This window comes from Microbacterium jejuense (assembly GCF_019511665.1).
GTDB classification, from domain to species: Bacteria; Actinomycetota; Actinomycetes; order Actinomycetales; family Microbacteriaceae; genus Microbacterium; species Microbacterium jejuense_A.
Map to the genome: position 1 here is coordinate 18,398 of NZ_JAEUAW010000014.1, position 16,977 is coordinate 35,374.

The following is a 16,977-nucleotide window of genomic DNA, read 5'->3' on the forward strand; positions in this document are numbered from 1 at the left end:
AAAGAAGAGCGGAGTGGATGCCGGTCGCCCGGCATCCACTCCGCTCTTTGTTCTGCGGTCAGAGCGCGTCGATCACCGCGTTGAACGTGGCGGACGGACGCATGACGCGCGCGACGAGTTCGGCGTCGGGGCGGTAGTAGCCGCCGATCTCGACGGGCGATCCCTGGACGGCGATCAGCTCGTCCACGATCTGCTGCTCGTTGGCGGCGAGGGCCTCGGCCACCGGCGCGAAGGCGGCGGCCAGCTCGGCGTCGTCCGTCTGCTTCGCCAGCTCCTGCGTCCAGTACAGGGCCAGGTAGAAGTGACTGCCGCGGTTGTCGATCGTGCCCAGCGCACGGCCCGGCGACTTGTCGTTCTCGAGGAACGTGCCCGTGGCGGCATCCAGCGTGTCGGCCAGGATCTTCGCCTTGGCGTTGCCCGTGAAGTCGGCGTAGTGCTCGAACGAGGCGGCCAGCGCGAAGAACTCGCCCAGCGAGTCCCAGCGCAGGTAGTCCTCGGCGAGCAACTGCTGCACGTGCTTCGGGGCCGAACCGCCGGCGCCCGTCTCGAACAGACCGCCGCCCGCGAGGAGCGGGACGATCGAGAGCATCTTGGCGCTCGTGCCCACCTCGAGGATCGGGAACAGGTCGGTGAGGTAGTCGCGCAGCACGTTGCCCGTGACCGAGATGGTGTCTTCGCCCTTGCGCAGGCGGTCCAGGGAGTACTGGGTCGCGGCGGCGGGGGCGAGGATCTCGATCGTGAGGCCCTCGGTGTCGTGGTCCTGCAGGTACTCGCGGACCTTGGCGATGAGCGCCGCGTCGTGCGAGCGGCTCTCGTCGAGCCAGAAGACCGCCGGCGCGCCGGTCGCGCGGGCGCGCGTGACGGCGAGCTTCACCCAGTCGCGGATGGCGACGTCCTTGGTCTGCGTGGCGCGCCAGATGTCGCCCGGCTGGACGGCGTGCTCGAGGAGCACGTCGCCGGCCTGGTTCACGACCTGGACCGTGCCCGCGGCCGCGATCTCGAACGTCTTGTCGTGGCTGCCGTACTCCTCGGCGGCCTGCGCCATGAGGCCGACGTTCGGCACGGTGCCGATCGTGGCGGGGTCGAGCGGGCCGCGCGCGATGACGTCGTCGATCACGGTCTGGTACACGCCCGCGTACGACGAGTCGGGGATGACCGCGAGCGTGTCGGCCTCGCCCCCGTCGGCGCCCCACAGCTTGCCGCCGTTGCGGACGAGCGCCGGCATCGACGCGTCGACGATCACGTCGGACGGCACGTGCAGGTTGGTGATGCCCTTGTCGGAGTTGACGTACGACAGGCGCGGCGAGTCGGTGGCGGCGGCGAACGCGGCGGCGATCGCGTCGCCGCCCTCGACGTTCGCCAGGCCCGCGAGGATCGCGCCCAGGCCGTCGTTCGGGGTCAGGCCCGCCTCGGCGATCTTGTCGCCGAACTTGTCGAACACGTCCGCGTAGTACGCCTTGACCACGTGCCCGAAGATGATCGGGTCGCTGACCTTCATCATCGTGGCCTTGAGGTGCACCGAGTACAGGACGTCCTCGGCCTTCACCGTCTCGAGCGTCTCGGCGAGGAACGCGTCGAGCGCCGCGGCCGACAGGAAGGTCGCGTCCACGATCTCGCCCGGCAGCACCTTGAGGCCGGTCTTGAGCGCCGTCACGGTGCCGTCCGCGGCGACGTGCTGGATCGTGAGCACGTCGTCCGAGGCGATGACCGTCGACTTCTCGTTCGACTTGAAGTCATCGTGGCCGAGGGTCGCGACGCGGGTCTTCGAGCCCTCGCCGAACGCCTTGTTGCGGTGCGGGTGCTTGCGCGCGTAGTTCTTGACCGACAGCGGCGCGCGGCGGTCGCTGTTGCCCTCGCGCAGCACCGGGTTCACGGCGGATCCCTTGATGCGGTCGTAGCGGGCGCGCACGTCCTTCTGCTCGAGGGTCTCGGCCTCGTCCGGGTAGTCGGGGATGTCGTAGCCCTGCGACTGCAGCTCGGCGATCGCGGCCTTCAGCTGCGGGATCGAGGCCGAGATGTTCGGGAGCTTGATGATGTTCGCCTCGGGCAGCGTGGCCAGGCCGCCGAGCTCGGCGAGCGCGTCGCCCACCTGCTGCTCGGGCGTGAGGTTCTGCGGGAACGCGGCGAGGATGCGCCCGGCCAGCGAGATGTCGCGCGTCTCGATCTCGACCCCCGCCTGACCGGCGACGGCCTGGACGATCGGGAGGAAAGACGCAGTGGCGAGGGCCGGCGCCTCGTCGGTGTAGGTGTAGATGATGGTGGAGTCGGTCACCTGATGGGTCCTGTCGGTGCTGCGGACGGGTCGCGCCCAGCCTATCGCAAGCACCTGGAGAGATATCTCGACGTCAAGATATCTCTCGACGTGAACATTGTGTTTCCTGGCGAAATCCACGGTGCCGGATGCCGCCATCCGGGCTAGCCTGGGGCGCATGGGTGATCTGCGACTCGTCGAACTGTCCGCCTCGACCATCGTGGCGGTCAACAATATGTCGCTCAAACCCGGTCAGGAGGAGTTCCTCTCCCCCGTCAGCTACGGCATCGCGGCGACCGTCGTGAACCCGCAGACCACGTGGCAGCGCGTCGTCCTCGACGGCGAAGAGGTGGTCGCGTTCATCAGCGGCAACTTCGACCTCGACGACCCGCAGGAGCACTTCCGCTCGGTGCTGTGGCGCATCAACGTCGACGCCGACGACCAGGGCCGCGGCATCGGCCGGTTCGCGGTCGAGGGACTCATCGAAGAGGCGCGCAACCGCGGCATGGACCACGTCAACGTCATCTATGAGGCCGGCGAGGGCGGTCCGCAGGCATTCTTCGAGCGCGTGGGCTTCACGCCGGTCGGTGAGACCGAGTACGGTGAAGTCATCGCAGAGATCAGACTCTGATCCTGCGCACCGGCGTCCGATCTGGGGAACGGACGATCAGCACCATCGGGTGCTCCTGAGACCGGCGGCGGGGCCTCGAATACCCCTCCCCCATCGAGGCCTCGTCGCCTTCTCCCGTCACAGCGTCGAAGCGCTTCCGACGAGGCACTAAGGTAGCCCCGTGCCGAGATTCGACCTTTCCCCCGCGGAGCTCGAGGCCTACGCGCCCGACGTCCGCGAACCCGCAGATTTCGACGAGTTCTGGGCGACGACGCTCAGCGAGTCCCGCCGATGGGATGCCGCACCCGACGTCGTCCGCGCCGACACCCCGTTCACCGCCCTCGAGGTGTTCGACGTGACGTTCCCGGGGTTCGGCGGCGATCCCGTGAAGGCGTGGCTGACGGTCCCCGCCGGCGTCGAGGGACCGCTGCCCGCCGTCGTGGAGTACCAGGGCTACGGCGGCGGCCGCGGTCTCGCCGGCGAGCGCCTCGGCTGGGCGGCATCCGGCTACGCCCATCTGCTCATGGACACGCGCGGCCAGGGCTCGATGTGGGGCTCGGGCGGTGACACCGCCGACCCGCACGGCACGGGCCCGTCGTCGTCGGGCTTCATGACGCGCGGCATCGAGGACCCCGCCGATTACTACTACCGGCGCGTGTTCACCGATGCGGTGCGCGCCGTCGATGCCGTGCGGACGCTCCCCCAGGTCGACGCCGACCGCGTCGCGGTGTGCGGCGGGAGCCAGGGCGGGGGCATCGCGATCGCGGCCGCCGGCCTGTCGGAGGGCCTCGTGGCGGTCATGCCCGACGTGCCGTTCCTGTGTCACTTCGAGCGTGCCGTGGGCCTGACCGGAGACGACCCCTACCAGGAGGTCGTGCGATACCTGGCGGTGCACCGCGGCCTCGACGACCGCGTCTTCGAGACGCTGTCGTACTTCGACGGCGTCAACATGGCCAAGCGCGCGGATGCCCCTGCGCTGTACTCCGTGGCCCTCATGGACACGATCTGCCCGCCGTCGACGGTGTACGCCGCGTTCAACCGGCACGCCGCGTCCACGAAGCAGATCGAGGTCTACACGCACAACGGGCACGAGGGCGGCCAGGCCTTCCAGTTCGCGAAGCAGGCGCGCTTCCTCTCCGCGCTGGTCTGACACGCCACGGCCCCGGCGGCGGTTCGGGTGGCGCAGGTTGCGGCATCCCCCTCGCGAAGCGACACTCTTCGCCACCCGAACGACACCACGCGGGTCCCGTCCCGGTCATTGAGCGAGCGCAGCGAGACGAACGCGGCGAGCCGCCGGCCCGTCGGCGCAGCCACCGCGGCTGTCAGGCCGCTTCGAGGTGCAGGACGAAGGCCTGCACGGGCCACAGCGTGGGCAGCTGCAGGCCCACGTCGGTCAGCAGAGCGCCGGGCAGCTCGATCTCGCCCGCCGTGAACCACTCCGGGGCGGTCCAGCCGTACTTCGCCGCGCCGATCTCGTCGCGCACACGCACGCGGTAACGGCGATCGCAGTCGAGCCCGGGCAGCCGCAGGCGTTCGGCACGGGCATCCTCGAGACTCGCCGCCGTCGCGACGACGAAGACCGCCGCGGCATCCGCGAGATAGCCGGTCACGCGCCACGCCGGATCGCGCAGCTCGGGGTGCACGACGCGTCCGGTGTGGACGATGCCGCGCAGCTCCTTGTATAGAGCCGCGAAGCGCGTGATCGTCGCCGTCTCGTCGGCGTCGCACGACATGATGTCCCACTCGAAGCCGGCGGAGCCCATGACGCTGGTCGCCATGCGATACGACAGGTCGGTGGTGCGCCCCGACGAGTGCGACGTGGTCGGGCCCACGTGCGCTCCGACGAGCTCGGGCGGCAGCAGCAATCCGGTCCAGCGCTGGATGTCCTGCCGCTCGACGGGGTCGTTGGAATCGCTCGCCCACACGCGGTCGGTGACGTCGAGGATGCCCAGGTCGGTGCGCGCGCCGCCGCTGGAGCACGACTCGATCTCGAGGGCGGGATGCCGCCGCTTGAGCTCGGCCATCAGCCGGTATACCGCCGTCATCTGCGCGTGGCCGCCAGGGCGGCCGGCGTGGACGCTCTCGACGAGGTCGCGGTTGTGATCCCACTTGATGAAGTCGATGCCGAGCTCGGCCACGAGCGCGTCGATCTGCCCCAGCACATGGGCGAAGGCGCCGGGGTCGGCGAGATCCATGACGTACTGACCGCGCCACGACAGCGACGGGTCGTGGTCGAGGTGGGCGGGGTCGTGCAGCAGCCAGTCCGGATGCGCACGGGCGGCGTCCGAGTCGAGGCTCACCATCTCGGGTTCGAACCACAGGCCGAACTGCATGCCGAGCCGGTGGACGTGCGCCGCGAGCGGCCCGAGACCGTCCGGCCACACCGTGCGATCGACGACCCAGTCGCCAAGGCTCGTCGTGTCGTCGCGACGCCCTTGGAACCACCCGTCGTCCAGCACGAAGCGCTCGATGCCCACCTCAGCCGCGCGTTCGGCGAGCGCCGCGAGGCGTGCCGGGTCGTGGTCGAAGTACACGGCCTCCCACGTGTTCAGGACGAGGGGACGAGGGGATGCCGGGTGCTGCGGCCGCGCGCGCATCCAGGTGTGCACGCGGTCGGCGAAGCCGTCGAGCCCGGCCGCGCTGTGGACGAATGCCGCCCGCGGTGCCGCGTACTCGTCACCCGGTCCGAGGCGGATCTCGCCGGGCCGCAGCAGCTCCCCGGCGCCGACGAGGGTCACGGCATCGGTGACGCGGTCGATGCGCGTGGTCAGGTCGCTCGACCAGGCGAGGTGGACACCCCACAGCTGGCCCGCGTCCCAGCGCGGGGCGCCGATTCCGGCGATCGCCGCGACCGGGCTGTCATGCCCCGGACGCCCGCGGCGCGACTGGCGCACCGTCGCGCCCGCGGGCATGGCCGTCACGACGGGCCGCTTCTCGCGGGTCCATCGGCCGTCGAACGTGAGGAGCGTGTCGGTGGTCGTCGGAACCGGGAGCGCGGCCTCGAGCCAGTCGACGTCGACCGGGGCGGCATCCACACCTCCCTCGTGACGAAGCACGTGGCGGACCCAGACGACACCGCCCGACTCGATCGCGATCTCGATGGCGAGGAGCAGCCCGGACGCTGCGTCGCGGGCGCGGAACACGGCGCGATCACCGGAGGACTCGATGTCGGCGAGCAGCCAGCGCGGGTGGTGCACGATCCCGGCCGCGCGCAGCTGCATGCCGGGACGCCCGGTCCAGCCGTCGCTCTCTTGCGGCGACAGCGACACCTGCCACGCCGCGTCGAGCGTCCCGGGGGGCGTCTGCCGGCTGACCGCTCGCGCGAGCGCCTCGGCGTCGGCATCCGGCAGCGGGCCCGTCGCGGCGCCCCAGTGCAGCACGCAGGGCAGCCCGGTGCCGCGGGCGTCGATGATGACGCCGACGCCGTCGCGCTCGAGGTGGACGAAGCCGAAGGTCATGCGGGGGTCCTCTCTGCGGGGAGCCGTTCTCCCGTGCCGCGCTCGACGATCCACGTGGGCATCTCGAGCTGGCGCGTGAAGCCGGCCGGGTCTTGCATGCGTTCGATCGCGAGCGTCGCGGCGGCCTTGCCGAGCGCCAGCGGGTCGTACGTGATCACCGACACCCCGAGCACATCGGCGGTGTCGAAGTCGTCGAAGCCGATGAGGGCGGTGGTGTCGTCGCCACGGTCGCGCAGCACGCGCAGCGCGCCGATCGTGACGCGGTTGTTGCCGGTGATGATGGCCGTCGGCGCATCTGCCTGGTCGAGCAGATCGGCGATCAGCCCGTCGGCAGGACGCGCCAGGTCGTCGGCGAGCCGCTCCCACCTCGAGGACTCCGCGATGCCGTAGGCGGCGAGGGCGTCGCGATACCCGCGCAGGCGCTCGGCCTGGGTGTACACCGACGCCGGGTTGCAGATGTAGCCGATGCGTCGGTGCCCGCGCTCGAGAAGCCGCGTGGTCGCCTCGAACACGCCGCGGTGGTTCTCGAGCACGATCGAGTCCGCCACGAGGTTGCGGGCCGGCCGGTCGATCGCGATGACCGGCGTTCCGAGGTGCCGCTCACCCTCCAGGTACGACTGATCCTCGGCGACGGGGATCAGCAGCAGTGCGCCCAGGCGCTGGCCGAGAAGCGCGTCGGCCACGCGCTCCTCGCCTTCGACGGTGTCGTCGGTGGTGGCCACGACGAGCGAGAACCCGTGGGCCGACAGCTCGCGCTCGATCCCCGCCGCGAGCTTGTAATAGAACGGGTTGTTCAGCTCGCCCATGATGAAGCCGATCGTGTCGGTCGGGCCACCCCGGCGCAGATTGCGCGCGAGGGGATTCGGGCGGAACCGCAGCCGCTTCGCGGCCGCGAGCACGCGCTCGACCGTGTCGGGCGCGACGAGATCACGGTGCGTGAACACGCGCGAGACCGTCTTCGAGCTCACGCCGGCGAGCCGGGCGACGTCCTCGAGGGTCGCGCGCTGCTGAACGTTCATGGGTGGCCTCCTTGCCCGGGCGGAGTTCACGCTAGCAGGCGTGCCGCCGAAATGTCTACGTAAGACATTCGACGGACATTGTCGCAGGATTGACCGGATGCGTCGCAAATAAAGTCTAGATCCAGGGCCTATTTCGGCACAGGCTGTTCCGATGGACAGGACAAGACAGCGCTGACATCGGTGACTTGCGGAACCGTTTCGAAGCCGTCTACTCTGACGGCGCGACGAACCACGCGACGGTGCGATGATCCGCACCGGCAGTTCAAGGGCGAACCTGACAGGAGAATCACATGGCGAAGAAGGCAATCGCGTCCCTCGCGGTGCTGGCGACCGCCGCGGTCGCGATGAGCGGCTGCGCGGGCGGCGGCTCCGGCGACGCGGACAACACCATCGACGGCGACGTCAAGGGCGACATCAAGGTCGTGACGTGGCGCACCGACCTCGTCGAGGACGGCACGTTCGACAAGTACGCCGAGGAGTTCAACAAGAAGTACCCCGACGTCAACGTGACGTTCGAGGGCATCACGGACTACGCGGGCGAGATGCTCACCCGCATGTCGACGAGCAACTACGGCGACGTGATCGGCATCCCGGCGATCAAGCCCGAGCAGTACGAGCAGTTCCTGGAGCCGCTGGGCAAGACCTCGGACTTCGAGGACACGTACCGGTTCCTCCCCGCCGCGAGCTACGACGGCACGCAGTACGGCATCGCGTGGGGCGGGAACGCCAACGGCGTCGTCTACAACAAGCGGGTCTTCGAAGAGGCGGGCGTCACGGAGCTGCCCACCACCGAGGACGAATGGCTCGACGCGCTGCAGAAGGTCAAGGACAACACCGACGCCATCCCGCTGTACACGAACTACAAGGACGGCTGGCCGCTGACGCAGAGCTTCGGCAACCTCGGCGTCGTCACCAACGACCCCGACGCGCCCATCACCATGGCCGAGGACCCGGCGCCCTGGACGGAGGGGACGGACGTCTACGCGATCGACTCGCTGCTGTACGACAGCGTCGCCGCCGGGCTCACCGAGGACGACCCGCTCACCACCAACTGGGAGCAGTCGAAGGTCGACCTCGGCACCGGCAAGATCGCCGCCATGACGCTCGGCTCGTGGGCGATCTCGCAGATGCAGGCGGCCGCAGAGGACAACGGTGCGTCCGCAGACGACATCGGCTACATGGCGTTCCCGGCGAACGTCGACGGCACGCAGTACGCGGTCATCGGCGGCGACTACAACCTCGCCGTGAGCAAGCACTCGAAGGCCAAGGCCGCCGCGTGGGCCTGGATCCAGTGGGTCGTCGAGGACTCCGGGTACACCGAGGCTCAGGGCATGATCTCGCCCGTGATCGACAAGCCCCTCCCCGACAACCTGGCGGGCTTCGAAGACGCGGGCGTCGAGCTGATGGAGATCAACCCGGCCCCCGCAGGCAAGGAGGGCCTCATCAACAACATCGCTGACGACTCGAAGATCGACCTGTACGGCCCGATCTACCGCCAGAAGCTCGTCGACATCGCGCGCGGCGCGGCCGAGGGCGACAAGGAGAGCTACTTCGCCGAACTGAACGAGCGCTGGGGCGCTTCGGTCGAGAAGCTCGAGAACTGACGGAGACGGCGACAGAGACATGGCCATCGCAACACCAGGTGCAGCTCCGGCGGATGCCCCTGCCGCCCTCTCCAGCCCCGCCCGCGGCCGGCTCGTCGGGATCACCCGGCGAGCCGGCCGGCGGGGCCGCCGCGGCGGGCCCGCCGGCCGCGGCATCATGAAGAACCTCACCCCGTGGCTGTTCCTCGCCGCGGCCGTGGGCCTGCTGCTGCTGTTCACGTACTGGCCGGCGCTGAACCTGTTCTACTTCAGCGTCACCGACTGGGACGGCATCGACCTGCAGAAGAACTTCGTGGGCCTCGACAACTACGTCGAGGTGTTCACCGACCCGCGCATCTTCTCGGTGTTCTTCGTCAGCCTCTACTACTTCTTCGCGTCGTTCGCGCAGATGGCGATCGCCCTGTATTTCGCGACGATCCTGAGCTTCTCGACGAGGTTCTCGAACCTCTTCCGCGGCATCCTGTTCTTCCCGTACCTCATCAACGGCGTCGCGATCGGCTTCGTGTTCCTCTACCTCTTCCAGCCCGGCGGCACGCTCGACACCGTCCTCGGCTGGTTCGGTGTGGCCGATCCGCCGCAGTGGCTCGGCAACCCCGACGTCGTCAACTGGTCGCTCGCCGGGACGTCCGTCTGGCGGTACACCGGCATGAACTTCGTGCTCTTCCTCGGAGCGATACAGTCCATCCCCCACGAGCTGTACGAAGCCGCGGATCTCGACGGCGCCAGCCGCTGGCAGCAGTTCTGGGCGATCATCTTCCCCGGGATCCGGCGCGTGGTCGGGCTGTCGTTCATCCTGGCGATCTCCGGCAGCCTCAGCGTCTTCGAGATCCCCTTCATCATGACCGGCGGCGCCAACGGATCGGCGACGTTCGTCATCCAGACGCTGCAGACCGCATTCACGTTCCGGCAGGTGGGTCTCGCGTCGGCGATGGCCGTCGTGCTGCTGGCCATCGTGCTGATCGTGACGTGGATCCAGCGCAAGGTGTTCCCCGACGAGAAGGTCGACCTGACATGACCACGACCGAACCCCTCCGCACGATGCCGCTGTGGACCACTCCGCCCCGCCCTGCCCGCGGCCTGACGCCGTGGCAGCGCCTGCGCGGCGTCAGCGCGACGACGGCGAAGTACCTCAGCCTCATCATCGCGTCGGTCGTGACGCTGCTGCCGCTCTCGGTGCTGCTCTTCGCGAGCCTCAAGACCGCTCCCGAGTACGCGCAGACCGGGCCCTTCGACCCGCCGTCGAACTGGCTGAACTTCGACAACTTCGTCACCGCGTTCACGAGCGGCAAGATGCTCGAGGGCTTCGTCAACACGGCGATCGTCCTCGTGGTCTCGCTCGCCGGCACCATCTTCATCGGCACGATGGCCGCCTACGCGCTGGACCGCTTCGCCTTCCGCGGCAAGAAGCTCGTCTTCGGACTGTTCCTCGTCGCGACCCTCATCCCGAGCGTGACGAGCCAGGTCGCCACGTTCCAGCTCATCAACGGACTCGGCCTGTACGACACGAAGGCGGCGCTGATCCTGCTCTTCATGGGCACCGACATCATCGCCATCTACCTGTTCATCCAGTTCATGCAGTCGATCCCGGTCTCGCTCGACGAGGCCGCCATGATCGACGGTGCGAACCGCTGGACGATCTACTGGCGCATCATCCTGCCGCTGCTGAAGCCAGCGATCGCGACGGTCGTCATCATCAAGGGCATCGCGGTGTACAACGAGTTCTACGCACCCTTCCTCTACCTGCCGTCCGAAGGCCTCATCTCGACCTCGCTGTTCCGGTTCAAGGGACCGTTCGGCGCCCAGTGGGAGGTCATCTCGGCCGGCACCGTCCTCGTCATCATCCCCACCCTCATCGCCTTCCTGCTGCTGCAGCGCTGGATCTACAAGGGCCTGACCTCTGGAGCCGTCAAGTGACCACTGCCCTCACCTTCCGACCCCTCGACTCCGGCTGGACGCTGCACGCGTCGGCCGGTCCCGCCCCGGCGGGCTTCGACGCCGACATCCCCGCCGTCGTGCCGGGATGCGTGCACACCGACCTGCTCGCGGCAGGACTCATCCCCGACCCGTTCCTCGACGACAACGAGTCGGCGCTCGCGTGGATCGGCCTCGTCGACTGGACGTACTCGACGACGTTCGAGTGGACCCGGGATGCCGCCGACCGCACGGATCTCGTCTTCCAGGGACTCGACACCGTGACCCGGATCCGCCTCAACGGCCGAGAGATCGGCAGCACCGCGAACCAGCACCGCTCGTACCGGTTCGATGTGCGCGACGCCCTCGTCGAGGGTGAGAACGAGCTGGTCGTCGCGTTCCGCTCGCCGATCAAGTACGCCAACGAGCAGAGCGTGGCTCTCGGCGTGCGACCGCGCGCGTACGCCCTGCCCAACGACGCCATCCGCAAGTCCGCCTGCAGCTACGGCTGGGACTGGGGCATCGCGACGTACACGAGCGGCATCGTCAAGCCGGTCGGCCTGGAGTCCTGGTCCGTCGCGCGCCTCGCCGAGACCCGCGTGGTCGCGACGCCCTCGGCTGACGGCGGAACGGTCACGGTCGACGTCACCGTCGAGCGAGCAGGGGATGCGGCATCCACTCCGCTCTTCGTCAGCATCGCCGCGGCCGGGCCGAAGCTGGGGCTCGAGGACGGCACGGCCCCCAGCACGACGACCGAGGTCGTCGGCGATCGCGCACACATCGTGCTGGAGCTCGAGGAGGTCGAGCGCTGGTGGCCCGCGGGCTACGGCGCGCAGCCGCTGTACGTCGTCGACGTCCGGCTGCACAGCGCGGATGAGTCGCGGACGCTCGACGCGACGCACCGGTCGGTCGGCTTCCGCGACGTCCGGTGGGACATGACGCCCGACGAGGCGGGCACGCCGTTCACACTCGTCGTGAACGACCAGCCGATCTTCGTGAAGGGCGTCAACTGGATCCCGGACGACGCACTCACCGTGCGCGTCACGCGCGACCGTGTGCGGCGGAGGTTCCAGCAGGCGCTCGACGCGAACCTGAACCTCATCCGCGTGTGGGGCGGAGGCCTGTACGAGTCCGACGACTTCTACGAACTCGCGGACGAGCTGGGGCTGCTGACGTGGCAGGACTTCCTGTTCGCGTGCGCCGCGTACGCCGAAGAGGATCCGCTGCGCTCCGAGGTCGAGGCCGAGGCGCGCGAGAACATCGCACGTCTCGCGCATCACGCCTCGCTCGTGCTGCTGACCGGCAACAACGAGAACCTCTGGGGCTACGAGGACTGGGGCTGGAAGCTGCGCCTGGACGGCAAGACGTGGGGCGCGTACTACTACTACGAGCTGTTCCCGTCGCTGATCGCCGAGCTCGCGCCGCACGTCCCCTACGCGCCGGGAAGCCCCTTCAGCCCCGGTCTGGGCTGGGACGGCGGGCAGCAGACGGGTCCGCACCCCAATGACGAGCAGCACGGCAGCGTGCACCTGTGGGAGCAGTGGAACCGGCTCGACTGGACCACCTACCGCGAGCACACGCCGCGCTTCGTCGCCGAGTTCGGCTGGCAGGGCCCGCCGGCGTGGTCCACCCTCACCCGCTCGATCAGCGATGCCCCGCTCACGCCCGAGTCGCCCGGCATGATCGTGCACCAGAAGGCCGGCGAGGGCAATGTGAAGCTGACCAACGGGCTGCTGCCGCACTTCCGCCTTCCCGAAGACATGGAGACCTGGCACTGGGCGATGCAGCTGAACCAGGCGATCGCGGTGCGCACCGCGCTCGAGCACTTCCGCTCGTGGGCGCCGCACACGCAGGGGGCCATCGTGTGGCAGCTGAACGACTGCTGGCCGGTGACGTCGTGGGCGGCGATCGACGGCGACGAGCGTCCGAAGCCGCTGTACTACGGCCTGAAGAACGCGTTCGCGCCGCGCACCGTGACGATCCAGCCGCGTGACGGCGGCCTGGCCGCGGTGCTGTCGAACGACACCGCCGACGCGTGGACCGGTGAGCTCGTCGCGCGTCGGCTCGGGTTCGACGGCGCCGAGGCCGACCGGTTCGCGACGGCGGTCTCGCTCGCGCCGCGCGAGACGGTCACCGTCGCCCTTCCGGCCGGGGTCGCCGATGCCCGCGATGCCGCCGGGGAGCTGATCGTCGCCGCGGTGGGAGACGTCCGCGGATTCTGGTTCTTCGCCGAGCCGCGCGATTCGGCGCTCGGCGCGGCAGAGATCGAGGTCGTCACCGCGGCAGCCGACGGCGGCACGCTCGTGACGGTCACCGCGCACAGCCTCGTGCGCGACCTGACGCTCCTCGTCGACAAGGTCGACCCGGACGCCGTCGCGTCGGACGCCCTGCTGACGCTGCTGCCCGGTGAGAGCGCCACGGTGCTCGTGCAGCACGAGGGGCCGGCCCTGGCGGCATCCACTCTCTCGGATCCGCGCGTGCTGCGCACGGCGAACGAACTGGTCGCCTCGTGAGCGACCCGCTCCCCCAGGCGCTCGGGCCGTATGTGGCCGGAATGACCTGGGGCTGGACCGGCGTGCGCGGAACGTGGGCCACCGAGCGGGCGGCCGAGTCGATGCAGCTCATGGCCGACCACGGCGTGAACTGGACGGCACTCGCGTACTCGGCGCTGCAGGACACGGCGCAGTCGACCGAGGTGCGGTTCCGCGACGAGCCGACCGTGACCGACGACGAGATCGTGTGGGGCATCCGCGAGGCGAAGGCGCTCGGGCTGAAGGTGTGCCTGAAGCCCGTCGTCAACGTGGCCGACGGCACGTGGCGTGCCCACATCGGGTTCTTCGACCAGGACGTCCCGGGCGAGCCGACCTGGGGCGAATGGTTCGCGTCGTACCGGGAGTTCATCCTGCACGCGGCGCGGATCGCCGAGGCCGAGCGCTGCGAGATGCTCTGCATCGGGTGCGAGATGGTGCGCGCCGACGCCCGCGAGGCCGAATGGCGCGCCCTGATCGCCGACGTCCGCACCGTGTACACCGGACTCGTCACGTACAACTGCGACAAGTACCAGGAGGACCGCCTCACGTGGTGGGACGCGGTCGACGTCATCACCTCCAGCGGCTACTACCCCGTCGACGCGTGGGACCAGCAGCTCGACCGCATCCAGGGCGTGGTCGAGTCCTCGGGCAAGCCCTTCTTCTTCATGGAGGCGGGATGCCCGTCCCGCGAGGGCTCCCCGGCACGACCGAACGACTGGGCACTGCCGGGCGGGCCGTCGGGCGCCGAGCAGCTGCGGTACTACGAGGCGATGTTCGCCGCGTGCGACGAGCGGCCATGGATGCGCGGCTTCATGCTGTGGGACTGGCCGGCGCGGCTGTACTCGCCCGCCGAGGCCGCCGCGAACACCGACTACTGCCCCTACGGCAAGCCGGCCGGGGAGTTCCTGCGCGACGCCTACCGCGCGCGCACGGGGCATGGCCGGTGAGCCTCGCCGGCGCGAGAATCGACTCAATGGACAGATGGGGGACCGCCGCATGAGCGGAGTTCTGGCGATCGACGCCGGCCAGACCGGGATCAAGGTGCGCGCGGGCGGGCAGGACCTCGTGTTCCCCGGCATCGACACGCACGAAGAGCTGCTGCCGCAGCTGGCCGCCGTTGCGCGCTCCACGCTCGAACGCACCGGCGCGTCGGCGTCGGTGGTGACCGCCGGCGTGTCCGGACTGACGACCCGTGAAGCGGATGCCGCCGCCCTCCTCGCCCGGATCGCCGAGCCGCGCGTGCACGAGGTCATCCTCGCTCACGACTCGACGACGTCGTTCCTCGGGGCGCTGGGAGACGTGCCCGGGGCGGTCGTGGCCGCCGGCACCGGTGTGGTGACGCTGGGCGTCGGCGCGACGCAGGTCGCGCGCATCGACGGCTGGGGATACCTGATGGGCGACGCCGGCAGCGGCTACTGGATCGGCCGCGAGGCCCTGGACGCCGTCATGCGCGCCGTCGACGGCCGCGGGCCGGCGACCGCGCTGCGGCAGGTCGCCGAGGAGCGCTGGCCCGACCTGACCCAGGCGTACATCGATCTGCAGGCCGATCACGACCGCGTGCGTGTCGTGGCGTCCTTCGCCAAGCACGTCGCACGTCTGGCCGCCGAGGGCGACGCGGTGTCGCAGCACATCACGGTGCGCGCCGGCGGCGAGCTCGCCCACAGTGTCGAGACCGCGCTGCGGCGCGTCCGCACCGACGACTCCGAGCACTTCTCGGTGTGCGCGATCGGCGGCGTCTTCCGTTCCCCCCAGCTGCACGAGGCCTTCGCGTCGCACATCGCCGCAAGCGACTTCGACGTCGCGCTGGTCGAGCCCCAGGGCCACGGCATCGACGGCGCCGTGGCTCTCGCCGACCTCGGGCCGCGGCATCCCCTCGCCCCCGCCGTGTGGCGCGCCCGCGGCTGACCGGGACGTCGGCGCCGAGGCTCCTGCGCGATCCGAATATCGGACGATTGGCGCGTTTCCGGAGTCTTCCGGCAGTCGGGTCCGGAAACGGCGCGATTCTCCGAATTCCGGAGTGGCCATAGCGCTGCGCACGGGGAGTCGTGGATGCCGCCGCCCCCGGCCGGCGGCATCCACCCGCGGCACCCTCCCCGTGTGCCCGCGACGGCCGAGCGCAACCCCACACCCGACGGCGGCGTGGCCTGCGGCACACATTCCGGCACCAACCTGCGGCAAAGCACTCCCGGCGGCCCGGGCTGCGGCACACATTCCTGCGCGGCCGTGGCATGCGGCACACGTTCCGGCACCAGCCTGCGCACGCACTTCTGCGGGATCCGAATATCGGATGATCGGCGCGTTTCCGGAGCATTTGGGTCCGCTGCCCCGGAAACGCGGCGATCATCCGATTTCCGGAGTCGCCCGGCGCCTCCTCCCCAGGGAGATACGTCACGCGAGATGAAGCGGAGACCTGTGGACGGCCGCGGAATGGTCTTCAGCCGGGGCACGATGCTGGCATGACGGTTCCTGTTCTTTCGCGGCTCACTCCCGTGGAGCGCATGGCGCGCGACGTCGATCGGCTCGCGGGATGGGTGAGGGATGCCGGCGGCATCGCTCATCGGCGGGCCGCCGAGAACGCCGGATTCGGGGTGGCGGTGCGGCGGGCCGCCGTGAGGTGCGGGGCTGTCGAACGGGTTCGCTGCGACTGGCTGGCCACAGACAGCGCGCCGGCCGACCTCCTCACGGCTGCGCGCAACGCGGGAAGCCTCACGTGCGTTTCGGCGGCTCGGCATCGCGGGTGGTGGATGCCGGAAGACGTGCCGGACGGCATCCATCTCAGACTCGAGCCGCACGGGGCGTCGCCGATCAGCGACGTCACCGCGCACTGGACCGAGCGCATCGCGCCGGCGCCCGGCTTCGGCCTGATCGAGTCGGTCGAAGACACCCTTGCCCACCTGGCCGTGTGCCTGCCGCCCGAGAATGCGCAGGTGGTCTGGAACTCGGCCCTGCAGACCGAGCAGATCACGCCGGAGGCGATCCGTCGCGTGCGATGGAGATCCGAGCGTGCCCGGATGTGCGCCGAGCACGCGTCGGATCAGTCGGACTCCGGGCTGGAGACCATTGTCGCGATCCGGCTCAGCGTGTGGGGTGTGCCCATGCGTCAGCAGGTCGTGCTGCTCGGCCGTCCGGTCGACCTGCTGATCGGCGAGCGTCTGGTGGTCCAGATCGACGGCTTCGCGCATCATTCGTCGTCGAGCCAGAGGTCGAAGGATGTGGCCTTCGACGCACAACTCGTGCTGAACGGCTACACCGTCCTGCGCTTCACCTACACGCAGGTGCTCCACGACTGGGACACGGTGGAGCGGACGATCGCGCGCGCCATCGCGGCGGGCGCGCATCGTGCGGCATGAGGGCGCACCACGGGAAGCGCGGGTTCGGCCGCCGGCATCCACTCCGAATATCGGACGATCGTGGCGTCTCCGGCCGATCGGCCGCAGATTGTCCGGAAACGGCGCGATTCTCCGATACTCGGATCAGCGCGGGCCGGCCCGAGGGAGAATCCGCGCGGCGCGGACGACGGATGCCCCGGCCCTGTGTGGACAGAAGGGCCGGGGCATCCGCGATCAGGGAGCTGGCTGCACGAGCGACTCACG

Annotated in this window: 12 protein-coding genes; 9 read left to right on the forward strand and 3 right to left on the reverse strand. The window is 69.7% G+C overall.

Features of this window, described 5'->3' with window-relative positions:
* Positions 1–58 precede the first annotated feature (58 nt).
* Positions 59–2,272, reverse strand: coding sequence for an NADP-dependent isocitrate dehydrogenase (locus tag JNB62_RS15590; RefSeq protein WP_220301823.1), 2,214 nt, complete (start codon positions 2,270–2,272; stop codon positions 59–61).
* Positions 2,273–2,429: 157 nt separating this feature from the next.
* Between JNB62_RS15590 and JNB62_RS15595 the strand changes: the two genes are divergently transcribed.
* Both JNB62_RS15595 and JNB62_RS15600 read left to right on the forward strand, forming a co-directional pair.
* The gene (locus JNB62_RS15595) at positions 2,430–2,882 is read left to right on the forward strand and encodes a GNAT family N-acetyltransferase (protein WP_220301824.1); all 453 of its coding nucleotides are present in this window, start codon (positions 2,430–2,432) and stop codon (positions 2,880–2,882) included.
* Between the two features lie 160 nt (positions 2,883–3,042).
* Positions 3,043–4,011, forward strand: a complete 969-nt coding sequence (locus tag JNB62_RS15600; protein WP_220301825.1) for an acetylxylan esterase — start codon at positions 3,043–3,045, stop codon at positions 4,009–4,011.
* Positions 4,012–4,183: 172 nt separating this feature from the next.
* Here the strand turns inward: JNB62_RS15600 and JNB62_RS15605 are convergent, their stop codons facing one another.
* On the reverse strand, positions 4,184–6,319 hold the full coding sequence (locus JNB62_RS15605; protein ID WP_220301826.1) for an alpha-galactosidase: 2,136 nt from the start codon (positions 6,317–6,319) through the stop codon (positions 4,184–4,186).
* Positions 6,316–7,338 (reverse strand): LacI family DNA-binding transcriptional regulator, encoded by a 1,023-nt coding sequence (locus JNB62_RS15610; RefSeq protein ID WP_220301827.1) that lies wholly within the window; start codon positions 7,336–7,338, stop codon positions 6,316–6,318. Before JNB62_RS15610 ends, JNB62_RS15605 begins: the two co-directional genes overlap by 4 nt.
* Positions 7,339–7,628: 290 nt before the next feature.
* On the opposite strand from JNB62_RS15610, the gene JNB62_RS15615 reads away from it, so the two are divergent.
* From JNB62_RS15615 to JNB62_RS15645, 7 genes are all read left to right on the forward strand, one after another.
* The gene (locus JNB62_RS15615; RefSeq protein ID WP_220301828.1) at positions 7,629–8,942 is read left to right on the forward strand and encodes an ABC transporter substrate-binding protein; all 1,314 of its coding nucleotides are present in this window, start codon (positions 7,629–7,631) and stop codon (positions 8,940–8,942) included.
* A gap of 19 nt (positions 8,943–8,961) precedes the next feature.
* The gene (locus JNB62_RS15620) at positions 8,962–9,957 is read left to right on the forward strand and encodes a carbohydrate ABC transporter permease (RefSeq protein WP_220301829.1); all 996 of its coding nucleotides are present in this window, start codon (positions 8,962–8,964) and stop codon (positions 9,955–9,957) included.
* Positions 9,954–10,856, forward strand: coding sequence for a carbohydrate ABC transporter permease (locus tag JNB62_RS15625; RefSeq protein WP_374451075.1), 903 nt, complete (start codon positions 9,954–9,956; stop codon positions 10,854–10,856). Before JNB62_RS15620 ends, JNB62_RS15625 begins: the two co-directional genes overlap by 4 nt.
* A complete protein-coding gene (locus JNB62_RS15630; protein ID WP_220301830.1) occupies positions 10,853–13,366 on the forward strand; it encodes a glycoside hydrolase family 2 protein in 2,514 nt (837 codons plus the stop codon). The genes JNB62_RS15625 and JNB62_RS15630 overlap by 4 nt, the downstream gene beginning before the upstream one ends.
* Positions 13,363–14,331 (forward strand): glycoside hydrolase family 113, encoded by a 969-nt coding sequence (locus tag JNB62_RS15635; protein WP_445299344.1) that lies wholly within the window; start codon positions 13,363–13,365, stop codon positions 14,329–14,331. Before JNB62_RS15630 ends, JNB62_RS15635 begins: the two co-directional genes overlap by 4 nt.
* Positions 14,332–14,380: 49 nt before the next feature.
* Entirely contained in the window at positions 14,381–15,289 is a 909-nt protein-coding gene (locus tag JNB62_RS15640; protein ID WP_220301831.1) for an N-acetylglucosamine kinase, read from the forward strand.
* Between the two features lie 551 nt (positions 15,290–15,840).
* Positions 15,841–16,734, forward strand: a complete 894-nt coding sequence (locus JNB62_RS15645; protein WP_223231198.1) for an endonuclease domain-containing protein — start codon at positions 15,841–15,843, stop codon at positions 16,732–16,734.
* The last annotated feature ends 243 nt before the right edge of the window (positions 16,735–16,977 follow it).

Excerpts from the sequence above, each read along its gene's own strand:
- JNB62_RS15640 (WP_220301831.1), top strand. The coding sequence starts at position 14,381 with ATGAGCGGAGTTCTGGCGATCGACGCCGGCCAGACCGGGATCAAGGTG.
- JNB62_RS15625 (WP_374451075.1), top strand. The coding sequence starts at position 9,954 with ATGACCACGACCGAACCCCTCCGCACGATGCCGCTGTGGACCACTCCG.
- JNB62_RS15615 (WP_220301828.1), top strand. The coding sequence starts at position 7,629 with ATGGCGAAGAAGGCAATCGCGTCCCTCGCGGTGCTGGCGACCGCCGCG.
- JNB62_RS15645 (WP_223231198.1), top strand. The coding sequence starts at position 15,841 with ATGACGGTTCCTGTTCTTTCGCGGCTCACTCCCGTGGAGCGCATGGCG.
- JNB62_RS15595 (WP_220301824.1), top strand. The coding sequence starts at position 2,430 with ATGGGTGATCTGCGACTCGTCGAACTGTCCGCCTCGACCATCGTGGCG.
- JNB62_RS15605 (WP_220301826.1), bottom strand. The coding sequence starts at position 6,319 with ATGACCTTCGGCTTCGTCCACCTCGAGCGCGACGGCGTCGGCGTCATC.
- JNB62_RS15610 (WP_220301827.1), bottom strand. The coding sequence starts at position 7,338 with ATGAACGTTCAGCAGCGCGCGACCCTCGAGGACGTCGCCCGGCTCGCC.
- JNB62_RS15620 (WP_220301829.1), top strand. The coding sequence starts at position 8,962 with ATGGCCATCGCAACACCAGGTGCAGCTCCGGCGGATGCCCCTGCCGCC.